This window comes from Marinactinospora rubrisoli (genome assembly GCF_042664915.1).
GTDB classification, from domain to species: domain Bacteria; phylum Actinomycetota; class Actinomycetes; order Streptosporangiales; family Streptosporangiaceae; genus Marinitenerispora; species Marinitenerispora rubrisoli.
Genome location: NZ_JBHTBH010000016.1, coordinates 1 through 14,518 on the forward strand (window position 1 = coordinate 1; position 14,518 = coordinate 14,518).

The 14,518-nt window shown below is 71.9% G+C and carries 11 protein-coding genes; 9 read left to right on the plus strand and 2 right to left on the minus strand.

Annotated features, from left to right (window positions below; all coding sequences use genetic code 11):
• On the minus strand, positions 1-825 hold an 825-nt coding region (locus ACFQRF_RS25560; protein WP_379873751.1), incomplete at its 3' end, for an ATP-grasp domain-containing protein.
• Positions 826-1,053: 228 nt separating this feature from the next.
• Between ACFQRF_RS25560 and ACFQRF_RS25565 the strand changes: the two genes are divergently transcribed.
• From ACFQRF_RS25565 to ACFQRF_RS25590, 6 genes are all read left to right on the plus strand, one after another.
• Entirely contained in the window at positions 1,054-2,742 is a 1,689-nt protein-coding gene (locus ACFQRF_RS25565) for a thiamine pyrophosphate-binding protein (protein ID WP_379873752.1), read from the plus strand.
• A 22-nt stretch (positions 2,743-2,764) separates the two neighbouring features.
• Positions 2,765-3,994: a formyl-CoA transferase gene (gene frc, locus ACFQRF_RS25570; protein WP_379873753.1), complete on the plus strand. Its 1,230-nt coding sequence runs from the start codon at positions 2,765-2,767 to the stop codon at positions 3,992-3,994.
• A gap of 1 nt (position 3,995) precedes the next feature.
• Positions 3,996-6,176: an acetate--CoA ligase family protein gene (locus ACFQRF_RS25575; protein WP_379873754.1), complete on the plus strand. Its 2,181-nt coding sequence runs from the start codon at positions 3,996-3,998 to the stop codon at positions 6,174-6,176.
• A gap of 193 nt (positions 6,177-6,369) precedes the next feature.
• On the plus strand, positions 6,370-7,968 hold the full coding sequence (locus tag ACFQRF_RS25580) for an Nramp family divalent metal transporter (RefSeq protein ID WP_379873755.1): 1,599 nt from the start codon (positions 6,370-6,372) through the stop codon (positions 7,966-7,968).
• Positions 7,968-8,525: a hypothetical protein gene (locus tag ACFQRF_RS25585; protein WP_379873756.1), complete on the plus strand. Its 558-nt coding sequence runs from the start codon at positions 7,968-7,970 to the stop codon at positions 8,523-8,525. The genes ACFQRF_RS25580 and ACFQRF_RS25585 overlap by 1 nt, the downstream gene beginning before the upstream one ends.
• 104 nt (positions 8,526-8,629) lie before the next feature.
• A complete protein-coding gene (locus ACFQRF_RS25590) occupies positions 8,630-9,655 on the plus strand; it encodes a TerC family protein (protein ID WP_379873757.1) in 1,026 nt (341 codons plus the stop codon).
• Between the two features lie 369 nt (positions 9,656-10,024).
• Here the strand turns inward: ACFQRF_RS25590 and ACFQRF_RS25595 are convergent, their stop codons facing one another.
• The gene (locus ACFQRF_RS25595; protein ID WP_379873758.1) at positions 10,025-10,495 is read right to left on the minus strand and encodes a hypothetical protein; all 471 of its coding nucleotides are present in this window, start codon (positions 10,493-10,495) and stop codon (positions 10,025-10,027) included.
• A gap of 223 nt (positions 10,496-10,718) precedes the next feature.
• Here ACFQRF_RS25595 and ACFQRF_RS25600 point away from each other — a divergent pair, with 223 nt between their 5' ends.
• From ACFQRF_RS25600 to ACFQRF_RS25610, 3 genes are read left to right on the plus strand one after another with little or no spacing between them, the layout of a single operon-like run.
• A complete protein-coding gene (locus tag ACFQRF_RS25600) occupies positions 10,719-11,903 on the plus strand; it encodes a Gfo/Idh/MocA family protein (RefSeq protein WP_379873759.1) in 1,185 nt (394 codons plus the stop codon).
• Positions 11,900-12,835 (plus strand): DUF6807 domain-containing protein, encoded by a 936-nt coding sequence (locus ACFQRF_RS25605; protein ID WP_379873760.1) that lies wholly within the window; start codon positions 11,900-11,902, stop codon positions 12,833-12,835. The genes ACFQRF_RS25600 and ACFQRF_RS25605 overlap by 4 nt, the downstream gene beginning before the upstream one ends.
• Positions 12,832-14,415, plus strand: a complete 1,584-nt coding sequence (locus ACFQRF_RS25610) for a glycoside hydrolase family 43 protein (protein WP_379873761.1) — start codon at positions 12,832-12,834, stop codon at positions 14,413-14,415. Before ACFQRF_RS25605 ends, ACFQRF_RS25610 begins: the two co-directional genes overlap by 4 nt.
• The last annotated feature ends 103 nt before the right edge of the window (positions 14,416-14,518 follow it).

Below are 14,518 nucleotides of genomic sequence, written 5' to 3' on the forward strand. Positions count from 1 at the left end.
GTGCGCCTCACCGGCATAGGCCACCACGTCCAGCGTGGACATCACCAGACCCGCACCATTACCGATGATCCCGACCTGGCCGTCCAGCTTCACATAATTCAGCCCCTTAGCCTTCGCCGCGACCTCACGCGGATCGCCGTGTTCGTCGTCGTGGAACGGGGCGCGCTCCTGGTGGCGGAAGGCGGCGTTGTCGTCGAGCGTCACCTTGCCGTCCAGGGCGAGGATCCGGCCGTCGGAGGTGCGGGCCAGCGGGTTGACCTCCACCAGGACGGCGTCCTCCTCCCGGGCCACTTGCCACAGCCGGGACAGCACCGTGGCGATGTGCGGGTGGGTCGGCGTGGGGAGCCCGGCGCGCTCGCAGATCTCCCGCGCGGTGTCCCGGTCGAGGCCGCGCACCGGGTCGATGGGGGTGCGCACCACCCGGTCCGGCCGGGTGGCGGCGATCTCCTCGATGTCCATGCCGCCCTCGGCGGAGCAGATCGACAGGAAGGTCCGGTTCGCCCGGTCCAGCAGCACCGAGAAGTAGTACTCCTCCGCGATCTCGCTGGCCTCCTCCACCAGCACCCGGTGCACGGTGTGGCCCTTGATGTCCATGCCCAGGATCTGCCCGGCCTTGGCTCGGGCGTCCTCGGGACCATCGGCGACCTTCACGCCGCCCGCCTTACCGCGGCCACCCGTCTTGACCTGCGCCTTCACCACCACCCGGCCGCCGAGCCGCTGCGCGCTGAGGGCCGCCTGCTCGGGGGTGCCGGCCAGCTGGCGCTGCACGAGGGGCACGCCGTGCTCGCCGAACAGTTGTTTCGCCTCGTGTTCGTAGAGGTCCATCGGGCCTCCTTCGGGTCACGTACGTCGGTTCCCTCCTGTCATACGCCACATCGTATGCAGTATGCAATCCCCGTTCGGGTGGCACTCCGGCCACCGGAAGATCCGCCGCCACTGCGGTCTGGACACGCGCCACGACGTCATGTAGCAATGGAACCCATACGGTATGCAGTATTCACGAGCCGTGGCGCGTGCCGGCTCGGCGCGCCGCTGGAGGAGTTGAGCAGGCATATGGCGGACCAGCAGAGCGACGGAACGACCATCTCCGGTGGCCACCTGGTGGCCAAGGCGCTCAAGGCCGAGGGCATCGACGTGATCTTCACGCTGTGCGGCGGCCACATCATCGACATCTATGACGGGTGCGTCGACGAGGGCATCGACGTCATCGACGTCCGGCACGAACAGGTGGCGGCGCACGCCGCCGACGGCTACGCGCGGGTGACCGGCAAGCCCGGCTGCGCGGTGGTCACGGCCGGACCCGGCACCACCGACGCCGTCACCGGCATCGCCAACGCCTACCGCGCCGAGAGCCCACTGCTGGTCATCGGCGGCCAGGGCGCCCTCAGCCAGCACAAGATGGGCTCGCTGCAGGACCTGCCGCACGTCGACATGATCACCCCGATCTCCAAGTTCGCGGCCACCGTGCCGCACACCGAGCGGGTCGCCGACATGGTCTCGATGGCGTTCCGGGAGTCCCTGAACGGCGCGCCCGGCCCGTCCTTCCTGGAGATCCCGCGCGACATCCTGGACGCCTCGGTGCCGGTGGAGAAGGCCCGAATCCCCAAGGCCGGCCACTACCGCGCGTCCACCCGGCAGGCCGGCGACCCCGCGGCGATCGAGCGGCTGGCCGAGCTGCTGGTGCGCTCGGAGAAGCCGAGCATCCTGCTCGGGAACCAGGTGTGGACCACCCGTGCCACCGACTCGGCGACCGAGCTGGTGCGCGCGCTCAACATCCCCGCCTACATGAACGGCGCCGGCCGCGGCACGCTCCCGCCCGGCGACCCGCACCACTTCCAGCTGTCGCGCCGCTACGCGTTCACCAACTCCGACCTGATCATCATCGTGGGCACCCCGTTCGACTTCCGGATGGGCTACGGCAAGCGGCTCTCCCCCGACGCCACGGTGGTGCAGATCGACCTGTCGTACGCGACCGTGGGCCGCAACCGCGACATCGACCTGGGGATCGTGGGCGACGCCGACGTCATCCTGTCGGCGGTGCTGCAGGCCACCTCCGGCTACGGCGACAACGGCGCGCAGGGCCGCAAGGCGTGGCTGGAGGAGCTGCGCGCCCAGGAGCGCCAGGCGCTGGAGAAGCGCGCACCGCTGCTCACCTCCGACGCCGCGCCGATCCACCCGTACCGCCTGGTCAGCGAGATCAACGACTTCCTCACCGAGGACTCGATCTACATCGGCGACGGCGGCGACATCGTCACCTTCTCCGGCCAGGTCGTGCAGCCCAAGTCGCCCGGCCACTGGCTCGACCCGGGCCCGCTCGGCACGCTCGGCGTGGGGATCCCGTTCGTGATGGCGGCCAAGTACGCCCGGCCGGACAAGGAGATCGTCGCGCTGTTCGGCGACGGCGCCTTCAGCCTCACCGGCTGGGACTTCGAGACGCTGGTCCGCTTCAACCTCCCCTTCGTCGGGATCATCGGCAACAACTCCTCCATGAACCAGATCCGTTACGGCCAGATCGCCAAGTACGGCGAGGACCGCGGCAACGTCGGCAACACGCTCGGCGACGTCCGCTACTCGGAGTTCGCCAAGATGCTCGGCGGCTACGGCGAGGAGGTGCACGACCCGGCCGAGATCGGCCCGGCGCTGCGCCGCGCCCGCGAGTCCGGCAAGCCGTCGCTGATCAACGTCTGGATCGACCCCGAGGTCTACGCGCCCGGTACCCGCAACCAGACCATGTACAAGTGATCCTCAGTCCGGGAGACGCACCATGACGAAGGCACTGGACGGCGTTCGCGTCCTCGACATGACCCATGTGCAGTCCGGGCCGTCGGCGACCCAGATCCTCGCCTGGCTCGGCGCCGACGTGGTCAAGCTGGAAGCGCCCAGCGGCGACATCACCCGGCGGCAGCTACGCGACCTGCCCGACGTGGACAGCCTGTACTTCACGATGCTGAACTCCAACAAGCGCAGCATCACCCTCAACACCAAGACCGAGCGGGGCAAGGAGATCTTCCTCGACCTCGTCCGGCGGTCCGACGTGCTGGTGGAGAACTTCGCCCCCGGCGCCCTCGACCGGATGGGCTTCACCTGGGAGGTGCTGCGCGAGGTCAACCCGCGGCTGGTGTACGCCTCCATCAAGGGCTTCGGGCCCGGCGCCTACGAGAAGTACAAGGCGTACGAGGTGATCGCCCAGGCGATGGGCGGCTCCATGAGCACCACCGGGTTCGAGGACGGCCCCCCGCTGGCGACCGGCGCGCAGATCGGCGATTCGGGCACCGGTATGCATACCGTTGCCGGCATTCTCGCGGCGCTGCTGCAGCGCACCCGGACCGGACGCGGCCAGCGGGTGGAGGTCGCCATGCAGGACGCCGTGCTCAACCTGTGCCGGGTCAAGCTCCGCGACCAGCAGCGCCTGGAGCACGGCCCGCTGGCCGAGTACCCCAACGAGAGCTTCGGCGCGGAGGTCCCGCGCTCCGGCAACGCCTCCGGCGGCGGCCAGCCCGGCTGGGCCGTGCGCACCGCTCCCGGCGGCCCGAACGATTACGTCTACGTGATCATTCAGCCGCCCGGCTGGGAACCCATCACCCGGCTGATCGGCCGTCCCGAGCTCGCCACCGATCCCGAGTGGGCCACCCCCGAAGCCCGGCTCGACAAACTCGACAAGGCGTTCGCCCTCATCGAGGAGTGGTCCAGCCAGCTGCCCAAGTGGGAGGTGCTGGCCGCGCTGAACGCGCACAACATCCCGTGCGGACCGATCCTGTCCACCCGGGAGATCATCGAGGACCCCACCCTGCGCGAGAACGGCATCGTGGTCGACGTCCCCCACCCCGAACGCGGCAGCTACACCACCGTGGGCCTGCCCATCCGGCTGTCGGACTCCCCCGCCGACATCCACCCCTCCCCCCTCCTCGGCGAGCACAACACCGACATCTACCAGGGCGAACTCGGCATCACCCCCAACGAACTCACCGCCCTCAAATCGAACGGAGTGATCTGAATTGGCCACCCAGAGCACACCCGCGGAATCCACCGGGGAAGCCGCTCGCCGGGACGGCTACGACCGGGACGCCGTGCGCGCCGTGCTGGACCGCGCCCGCGCCGAGGGACGCGGCTCGCTCACCGCGCCCGAGGCGCAGTCCGTCGCCACCGCCTACGGCATCCCCACCCCGCGCGAGGGCCTGGCCACCTCGCCGGAGGAGGCGGCGGCGCTGGCCGGTGAGCTCGGGCTGCCGGTGGTCGCCAAGATCGTCTCACCCGACATCCTGCACAAGACGGAGGCCGGCGGGGTGGCCGTGGGGCTGTCCTCGCCGGAGGACGTCGCCGCCGCCTACGACCGGATCGTCGCCAACGCCCGCGCCCACGACCCCGCGGCGCGCATCACGGGCGTGCAGATCCAGCAGCAGGTGGGCGCCGGCCAGGAGGTCATCATCGGCGCCACCACCGACCCCACGTTCGGCAAGCTGGTGGTGTTCGGGCTCGGCGGGGTCCTGGTGGAGGTGCTCAAGGACGTCACGTTCCGGCTGGCGCCCGTCACGCCCGCCGAGGCGCTGGCCCAGGTGGGCGACATCAAGGCGGCCGAGGTGCTGACCGGCGTGCGCGGCCAGGCCGGGGTGGACCGCGAGAAGCTGGCCGAGGTGATCAGCCGGCTCTCCGACCTGGTCACCGACTTCCCCGAGATCGCCGAGGCCGACCTCAACCCGGTGTTCGCCACCGAGACCGGCGCCGTGGCCGCCGACCTGCGGTTCGTGCTCGACTTCGCGCCGCCGGCCCGGCCCAAGCAGTTCGGGCGCGAGGAGATCCTCACCGCCATGAACCGGATCTTCCGGCCGCGCTCGATCGCCGTCATCGGCGCCTCCAACGAGACCGGCAAGATCGGCAACTCGGTGATGCGCAACATCGTCGACGGCGGCTACGCGGGCGAGATCTTCCCGGTCAACCCCAAGGCCGACGAGGTGTACGGGCGCAAGGCCTACCGCAGCATCACCGAGGTGCCCGGGGACGTCGACGTCGCGGTCTTCGCCATCCCGGCGAAGTTCGTGGCCGGCGCGCTGGAGGAGGTGGGCCGCAAGGGCGTCGCCGGCGCGATCCTCATCCCCTCCGGTTTCGCCGAGACCGGGGAGCAGGAGCTGCAGGACGAGGTGCTCGCCATCGCGCGCAAGCACGGCGTGCGGCTGCTCGGGCCCAACATCTACGGCTACTACTACACGCCGGAGCGGCTGTCGGCGACCTTCTGCACGCCCTACGACGTGGCCGGGGGCACGGCGCTGACCTCGCAGTCCGGCGGCATCGGGATGGCGATCCTCGGCTACAGCCGGAGCACCCGCACCGGCGTCTCGGCGATCGTCGGGGTGGGCAACAAGGCCGACATCGACGAGGACGACCTGCTCACGTTCTTCGGCCAGGACGAGAACACCAACGCCATCGCCATGCACCTGGAGGACCTCAAGGACGGCCGCGCCTTCGTCGAGGCGGCCCGCGAGGTGGTCCCGAAGAAGCCGGTGGTGGTGCTCAAGGCGGGCCGGACCTCGGCCGGGGCGCGGGCCGCGGGCTCGCACACCGGCGCGCTGGCCGGGGACGACAAGGTCTACGACGACGTGCTGCGCCAGGCCGGCGTGGTGCGCGCACCCGGCCTGAACGAGCTGCTGGAGTTCGGCCGTGCCCTGCCGGTGCTGCCCGCGCCGGCCGGGGAGAACGTCGTCATCATCACCGGCGCCGGCGGCTCGGGCGTGCTGCTCTCCGACGCGGTCGTGGACAACGGGATGTCGCTGTACGAGATCCCGCCGGACCTGGACGAGGCGTTCCGCGCCTTCATCCCGCCGTTCGGCGCGGCCGGCAACCCGGTGGACATCACCGGCGGCGAGCCGCCCGCCACCTACGAGAAGACCATCCGGCTCGGGCTGGAGGACGAGCGGGTGCACGCCCTGATCCTCGGCTACTGGCACACCATCGTCACGCCGCCGATGGTGTTCGCCGAGGTGGTCTCCAAGGTCGTGGAGGAGGCACGGGCCAAGGGCATCGACAAGCCGGTGGTGGCGTCGCTGTCCGGCGACACCGAGGTCGAGCAGGCCAGCGCCTACCTCTTCGAGCGCGGGATCGTGGCCTACCCCTACACCACGGAGAAGCCGGTCCAGGTCCTGGGAGCCAAGTACCGCTGGGCCAGGGCCGCGGGACTACTCTGATCCGGCGCCCGACACCCCGGGCGGCCGTGCAGCCGCCGCCGATGGCCGCCCGGGACCGGTGCCGCGCCCGTTCGTTCCGCCAGCGACCGGGACGCGAGCCGGAGGCCACGCGCCGAAGGGAGGTGACCACGAAGAGCACGGGGGCATGGGGGCCACCAGCTCACGACCACTCCTCTTCCTGGGAGATCCACGGATGGATTCCTCTGACGTCAACCCCAGCGGCACCACTCCCGCCGGTGCCCCGAACGAGACGCGTAAACCGCTGATCCCCCGTCAGCGCCGTCCCGCCCCGGACGAGTCGGCCGGCGGGTCCGCCGCCTCCGGTACGGCTCCGTCGCGGGAACGCCCCAAGGAACGCTTCTGGCGCGCCGGAAGGCTGGAGCCGTTACCCATCCGGCCGCTGCCCGAGGCGCCGCCCTCCATTCACATCCTCGGCCCGACCGTCTTCCTCGTCGCGCTCGGCGTGGGCATGGGCGAGTCCTACATGTGGCCGCGCCTGGTGCTGGTCTTCGGCCCGGAGATCCGCTGGCTGTTCCTGATCGGCGTCACGCTGCAGGCCGTGGTCATGCTGGAGATGTCGCGCTACGCGATGGCCACCGGGGAGAGCATCTTCTTCGGCGCGGCCCGGGTGTTCAAACCGCTGATGTGGTTCTTCTTCATAACGGCGATCCTGGTCTACATCTGGCCGGGGCACCTGTCGGCCGGGGCCTCGGCGTTCGAACGGGTGACCGGCATCCCCTGGCAGGCCACGGCGGTCGCCGGGATGCTGCTGGTCGGCGTGGTGTTCACGCTCGCCAAGGTCGTGTACAACCTGCTGGAGAGCCTGCTCTCCATCTGCATCGGGCTGCTGGTGGTGGGCACGTCGGTGGTGGCGGCCATGGTGGGCAGCTTCGCCGACCTCTCCTCCACCATCACCGGGATGTTCCACTTCGGCTACCTGCCGGAGGAGGCGCTGTCGCCGGCCTGGTTCCCGATCATCGTCGGCTCGATCGCCTTCGCGGGCCCCTCGGGCATGCAGCAGATGTGGTACACGCTGCACCTGCGCGACAAGGGCGCCGGTATGGGTGCGCACATCCCGCGGATCCGCGGCCTGCGGCACGCCGAGGAGCAGGAGAGCATGCCTTCGCGCGGGTTCATGTTCGACACCTCCGACCCCGCGGAGATGCGTAAGTGGAAGGGCTGGCGGCGCTGGGTGACCTTCGACGCGCTGCTGCTGTTCTGGGGTGTCACGATGCTGGTGACCGTGGCGTTCACCGTGCTGGCGCAGGCGTCGGCGCGGCTGGACCCCGGGGTCACCGAGGTGATCCGCGACGGGGAGCGCGAGGCGGCGCTGGACGCGATGGCCGGCTCGTTCGCCGCGGCGGGCAGCCCGGTCCTGGGCACCGTGTTCTTCTGCTTCATCGCGCTGATCGGCCTGAACGCCACGCTCGGCCTGTTCGACTCGTTCTCGCGCGGCCAGGCGGACATGACCTACTACTTCGTGCCGGGCGCCAAGCGGTTCAGCATCTCCAAGCTGTACGCGTTCTTCCTGTGGGCGCTGATCGGGTTCGGCATCCTCGTGCTGCTGTTCGGTCCGGCGGACGGCCCGGCGGCGATCCTGGACGTGCTCGCGTTCCTCTCGACGTTCGCCATGGGCGCCTACTGCGTGGTGCTGCTGCTGGTCAACAACATCACGCTGCCCAAGCCGATCCGGCCGGGGATCGTGTCCAACGTGATCATCGGGTTCGCGGCCTGTTTCTACCTGGGCGCGCTGTTCTACTCGCTGTTCGCCTACGGGGTGGTGGTGAGCTGATGGGCGCCACCGTCCAGACGTCGCCGCGTGTCCTGCCGCGCGCGGTGAGCTACGCCGAGGTCGCGCTGCCGGGCGCGGCGATCGGCCTGCTCAGCGGGGCGTTCGCCGCCGGCGTCGCCGCCCTGGCGCACCTGCCGGCGGGCATGGTGGCGGCGATCGGTGTCGGGCTCGGGGTTCCGCTGGCGCTGTTCGGCATGCTGTACTGCGTCCTGCTCGCCGCGGGCCGGGTCGGGGTCGGGGCCGTGGGGCCGGTGGCGCTGCTCTGGCTGGTCGGGTTCCCGCTGTCCCGGCTGGTGGACGAGTTCGTGGTGGCCCAGGCGATCGGTCAGGAATCGGTGCTGCGGGAGCCGCTGGCGTCCTTCCTGCTGTTCCAGGCGATGCTCAGCCTGGGGTACGCGATCGGGTTCCTCTGGCTGCACGAACGGCTGGCCCCTCGTTGGCTGCTGCGCATCACCGGCCATAATGACGTGGCCGCAACTCTCGTCGCGCGTTACGTCGAGCACGTGAGTTCCGTGGGTGCCCGTCGTCGAGAACGGGCGGCCGACCGCGGACGGTGACCCCGTCCCGGCCCGACCTACGCAAACATCCTCGGCCCCGGGCGCCGCCCAGCGCCCGGGGCTGGCACGGCCGGCCGTGCCTCGGACCTCAGGAGTGGGACAACGTGGATATTCAACCGTGGGTGTGGGGGGTGACCATCGCCGTCCTCCTCGGCGTGATCGCGCTCGACTTCGTCATCATCGCCCGCCGGCCGCACGAGCCGTCGATGCGGGAGGCCGGGATCTGGATCGCGGTCTATGTTTCGCTCGCGATCCTCTTCGGGATCGGGATCGCGGTGTTCGCCGATGGCGAACAGAGCCTGGACTTCTTCACCGGCTGGATCGTCGAGTACTCGATGAGCATGGACAACCTGTTCGTGTTCATCCTGATCCTCGGCTCGTTCGCGGTGCCGCCGGAGCACCGTCAGCGGGTGCTGCTGGTGGGCATCGCGCTCGCGCTCGTCTTCCGCGGGCTGTTCATCGCCCTGGGGGCCGCGGTGGTGAACGCCTTCGCCGGCGTGTTCTTCCTCTTCGGCGCGTTCCTGCTGTACACGGCCTGGAAGCTCATCGCCGACGGCGACGAGGACGAGGAGTACAAGGAGAACGCGGCGGTGCGGATGGTGCGGCGGGTGCTGCCGACCACCGACGTCTACCACGGGGCGAAGCTGACCGTGAAGGTCGACGGCAAGCGCCTGGTCACCCCGATGCTCATGGTGATGGTCGCGGTCGGGATGACCGACGTGCTGTTCGCGCTGGACTCCATCCCGGCGATCTTCGGGATCACCTCGGAGGCGTACCTGGTGTTCACCGCGAACGCGTTCGCGCTCATGGGCCTGCGCCAGCTCTACTTCCTCATCGGCGGGCTGCTGGACAAGCTGGTGTACCTGAGCAAGGGCCTGGCGCTCATCCTCGGCTTCATCGGGGTCAAGCTCATCCTGCACGCCCTGCACGAGACCACGGACCTGCACGTGCCGGAGATCCCCACCTGGCTGTCGCTGGTCGTCATCCTGCTCACCCTGATCGCCACGACCGTGGCGAGCCTGTACAAGAACCGCCGCGACGCCGCGGCGCAGCCCACGGCGGCCGAAGCGACGGAGTCCGCCGCCACCCCGCCGGCGGACGGCGGCGCGGGCGATCGCGTGAACGCCTGACGGCCGGTCCATCGGCGACGGCCGCTCGCGCTCGGGAAACCTGGCGCGAGCGGCCGTCGCGGTCACGGTGGTACGGCGGGGCCCGTTCACCGGCCTGCCCCAGCGGTGTCAGGGCGGGCTGACGTCCGTCCGGGGGGCGGCGTTCAGCCGCAGTTGCCCCACGAGTTCCGGCCGCCGTGGCCGACCGCCGTGGGCGATGGCGTGCCGATCCACACCCCGTACCGGACGCACCTGCCGACGTGGTGACCGCGTCGGAGTCCAGCGTGTCGTACCCGCCGCTCGACCATGCACAGCCGCCGGAGGCGCGGACCGCTTCCTCCGGTGTGTGCGCCGACGCCGGGCGCGTGACCGCCCACGCCGTGGCGTGCGTCAGCGGCAGTTGCCCCAGCTGGGACGGCCGCCCCACGCCTGGGTCCCGCCAGGGGAGTAGATGTAGCCCTCATAGGCGACGCAGCGTCCCGCAGCGTCTCTCGCGACCGCGGCGTAGTGGGCGTAGGAGCCGTCATCGCCGTAGCGGCCGACGTCCTGAATGGACAGCCCGGCGCCTGTCCGGGTGCTCGTCCCGTGGTAGGAGCTCTTCAGGGTGACGACGCAGTTCTGCTGGTAGGTGCTGCTCCACAGCAGGTACACGGTTCCGTAGCGGGTGCCGGAGCCGGTGGTGACCGGCTCGGAGTCCAGCGTGTCGTACCCGCCGCTCGACCATCCGCAGCCCGAGGGGGACCGCACGGCCTCCTCAAGGGTGTGCGCGGATGCCGGAACGGCGACGGCCACGAGGGCGAGCGCGGCCATCGGCATGGCGACGGCGGCGCGTTTCAGCGTACGGAAGAAGGTTCCTGGCATGGGGGTGCCCTTTCCTTCGGCGCGTTGGCGCGCGTCTCGCCCACCATGGTGGCGGTGGAGGGCACGGGTGTCGTTGGCATTGCGTGCCCGGTTCCTTGACGCCGAGTGCACGCCCCGGCAGGACCGGATCGGCGCCGGTGGCCGTTGACACCGGATCACCCCGCTGTTTAGGTTGGAAAGCGCTTGCCGAGGCTGATCTGGTACCGGGCGAGGAGTTGGTGGCGTGGACGGCGGGAGCGGCGGAGCGGCGCCGGTGCGGGTGGTCCTGGTCGGAGCGAACGGGCACGGGTCGTGGCACCTGGCGAACATCCGGCGGCTCGCCGCGGAGGGCCTCGTCGAGCTCGCCGGGATCTGCGACCGTGTTCCCCCGGCCGGGGAGGACGCCGGCGACCTGGCCGGTGTCGAGTGGTCCGGCGACCTCGCCGCGCTGCTGGCGCGCGTCCCCGCCGAGGTCGCGGTGATCGCCACCCCCATCCACACCCACCTGCCGCTGGCCGACATCGCGCTCACGCACGGTGTCAACGTGCTGCTGGAGAAGCCGACGACCGCCACGCTGGCGGAGTACCACGCGCTGTGCGAGCGGGTCCGCGAGACCGGCCTGGCCTGCCAGATCGGCTTCCAGAGCCTCGGCTCCAGCGCGATCGGCGCGGTGCGTGAACTCGTATCTTCAGGTGCGATCGGCGCGGTGCGCGGTATCGGGGCCGCCGGCACCTGGGTGCGCACGTCCGCCTACTACGCGCGGGCCGACTGGGCGGGACGGCGCCGGCTGGACGGCCGGGACGTCGTCGACGGGGTGCTGACCAACCCGCTGGCGCACGCGGTGGCCACCGCGCTCGCCCTGGGCGGCGCCGAGCGGGCGCTCGGTGGCGAGGTCGAGGTGGAGCTGTTCCACGCCCACGAGATCGAGGCCGATGACACCTCCTGTGTGCGGCTGCGCACCCCGGACGGGATTCCCGTCACGGTGGCGGCGACCCTGTGCGCACCGTACCGTCAGGAGCCGCACGTGACGGTGTACGGCGAGTCCGGGCGGGTCCGGCTCACCTACACCCTGGACGAGGTGCGGCTGGAACGGCCGGGCGAGCCACCGGCCGTCACGGTCCACCCGCGCACCGACCTGCTCCGTAACCTGGTGGCGCACCTGCGGGACGGCGTCCCGCTGCTGGTGCCGTGCGAGGCGACGGCGGGGTTCATGACGGTCCTGGAGGCGGTGCGCACCGCCCCCGAACCGCGGCCCATCCCCCTGGCCGCCCAGCAGGTGGACGTGGCCGAGGACGGCGTGCACCGCGTCGTGCACGGTGTCGTGGAGCTGGTCGAGGAGAGCGCGCGCCGTCGCGCGCTGTTCTCCGAGCTCGGCGCCGACTGGGCCGTGACGAGCGAGAACGCGAGTGGCCTGGAGGTGCCGCGATGACCGGCGAGCGACCCGAGGAAACGTCCGCCGGGGCCCCCGTGCTGCGGCTCGCCGGGCGCGTCCTGGCCACCCACCACGACGGCGCCGATCTGGATCCGCTGCTGTCCCCCCGCCCGTACCTGCACCCGGTCCGCACGCTGGGCGGCACCACGGTGTCGGAGTTCCAGCCCGAGGACCACGCGCACCATCTCGGGGTCGGCGTGGCCGTGGCCGACGTCGCCGGGGCCAATTTCTGGGGCGGCCGCACGTTCGTCCGGGACCGCGGGTCGACCATGCTGGCCAACCACGGCCGCCAGGAGCACGTGTCCTGGGACCGCCGCGCGGACGACGGATACGTGCAGCGGCTGGCCTGGCGCGGGCCAGACGGCACCGTCCTGCTGGAGGAGCGGCGCACGGTGCGCGCGGTGCCCGTGGCGGCCCCCGGCGGCGGCGCCTGGGCGCTGGACATCGACGTCCGGCTGCGCAACTCCGCCGGGCGCCCGCTGCGGATCGGCAGCCCCGCCACCAACGGCCGGCCCGGTGCCGGGTACGGCGGGTTCTTCTGGCGGGCGCCCCTTGGCAAGGAGCCACCGCGCTGCCTGGGTCCCGGCCTGGAGGGCGAGGAGGCGCTGCACGGCACCCGCGCACCGTGGCTGGCGATGAGCGGCGCGGCTCCCGGCGACGGCGCGCCCTGGACCCTGGTGTTCCTAGCCTTCCCGCCCGACCCCGACCCGTGGTTCCTGCGCGCCGGCCAGTACCCGGGCGTGGGGGCGGCACTGGCCTGGGACCGGCCGCTATGGCTGGACACCGGCGGCTGGCTACGGCGGCGGACCGCCACCGTGGTGCTGGACGGCCATCCGGCCCCGGCCGGCCTCGACGCGCTCGTCCCGGTGGCCCGCTCGGCGCTGGAGGCGGCGGCCGGGGCGGAGGAGCCACCGGGAGGCGTGGGGTGAGTCCGGCGGCCGCGCGCGCCCCGGTGTGGCGGGCCGACCAGGGCGATGGACGGTACCGCAACCCGGTGCTCGCGGCCGACTTCTCCGACCCCGACGTGGTCCGGGTCGGCGACGACTTCTATCTGGTGGCGTCCAGCTTCAACCGGGCGCCGGGGCTGCCGTTACTGCACTCCCGGGACCTGGTCAACTGGTCCTTTCTGGGGCACGCGCTGCCGCGGCTTCCGCCGGAGGCGCACTACTCGACGCCGCGGCGGGGCTGCGGTGTCTGGGCTCCGGCGCTGCGCTGGCATGACGGCCGGTTCCGGCTCTACTACGGCGATCCCGACCATGGGGTGTTCGTGCTGACCGCCGCCGACCCGCGCGGGCCGTGGACGCAGCCGCACCTGGTCAAGGGCGGTTACGGCGTCATCGACCCGTGCCCGCTGTGGGACGGCGACGACGCCTACCTCGTGCACGCGTGGGCCCGGAGCCGCAGCGGCGTCCACAACCGGCTCACGCTGCACCGGATGAGCGCGGACGGCACGCGGCTGCTCGACGAGGGGCGGGTGCTCGTCGACGGCGACCTGATCCCCGGCTGCCACACCCTGGAGGGTCCTAAGCTGTACCGGCACGGCGGCTGGTACTGGATCTTCGCGCCCGCGGGCGGGGTGGCGGACGGGTGGCAGTCGGTGCTGCGCTCCCGCACGGTCGACGGCCCGTACGAGCACCGGATCGTGCTGGCGCGCAACCGCGGCCCGGTGAACGGGCCGCACCAGGGCGCGTGGGTGTCCGACACCGCCGGGGGCGACTGGTTCCTGCACTTCCAGGACCGTGGCCGTTTCGGCCGGGTCGTGCACCTGCAGCCGATGACCTGGCGCCCGGACGGCTGGCCGGTGATCGGCGCGGATCCCGGCGGCACCGGCTGCGGGACACCGGTGCCGGAGCACACCGTCCCCGCCGGGCCGCGCGGCCCGGCGGCCGGCCCGGCCGCCGACGACGACTTCACGTCCACGGAACTCGGCCCGCAGTGGACGTGGCAGGCCAACCCGGGCGCGGGCTGGTACACGGTGGGCGGCGGCCGGCTGCGGCTCACCGCGCTGCCCGGCCCCGGGGACGGCGACCTGCGCCTGGCGCCCAACGTGCTCGGCCAGCGGCTGCCCGCGGTGCCGTGCACGGTGTCGACCCGGCTGTTCCCTGCGGGGCTGGCCCCCGGCGGCTCGGCGGGGCTCATGGTGCTCGGCGACGCCTACGCCTGGATCGGGGTCCGCCGCAAGCACGTCGGCCCGCACGGCTGCTTCCTGGTCCGGCGCTCCGGCCCGGCCCCCGCGGGCGCCACGCCGCTCCCCGACCGGTCGGTACCGCTGCCGGATCCGGACGGGCCGGTGGACCTGGAGGTGTCGGTCGACGCGCGGGGGCTGTGCCGGTTCCGGTTCGGCTCCGGCGGCCGTACGCGTCCGATCGGCCCGCCGCACCCGGCCACGGCCGGCCGGTGGGTGGGCGCGACGCTCGGCCTGTTCGCGGTGACGGCCCCCGAGACGGTACGGGCGGCGCCGGGCGGGTTCGCGGAGTTCGGGGCGTTCCGGGTGCGGGCGGGGGGCTAGCCGCCCTGCCACAGTGTGTGGCGGACGCGTTCGCCCCTGCGGAAGCCGGCGATGTCCCCGCCCTGAGCCCGGTGATAACTCTTTCTTCATTAAGGTAGATTCA

Bases quoted from the DNA above. Each gene is read 5' to 3' on its own strand.
- frc (WP_379873753.1), top strand. From the start codon at position 2,765: ATGACGAAGGCACTGGACGGCGTTCGCGTCCTCGACATGACCCATGTG.
- ACFQRF_RS25580 (WP_379873755.1), top strand. From the start codon at position 6,370: ATGGATTCCTCTGACGTCAACCCCAGCGGCACCACTCCCGCCGGTGCC.
- ACFQRF_RS25595 (WP_379873758.1), bottom strand. From the start codon at position 10,495: ATGCCAGGAACCTTCTTCCGTACGCTGAAACGCGCCGCCGTCGCCATG.
- ACFQRF_RS25585 (WP_379873756.1), top strand. From the start codon at position 7,968: ATGGGCGCCACCGTCCAGACGTCGCCGCGTGTCCTGCCGCGCGCGGTG.
- ACFQRF_RS25605 (WP_379873760.1), top strand. From the start codon at position 11,900: ATGACCGGCGAGCGACCCGAGGAAACGTCCGCCGGGGCCCCCGTGCTG.
- ACFQRF_RS25565 (WP_379873752.1), top strand. From the start codon at position 1,054: ATGGCGGACCAGCAGAGCGACGGAACGACCATCTCCGGTGGCCACCTG.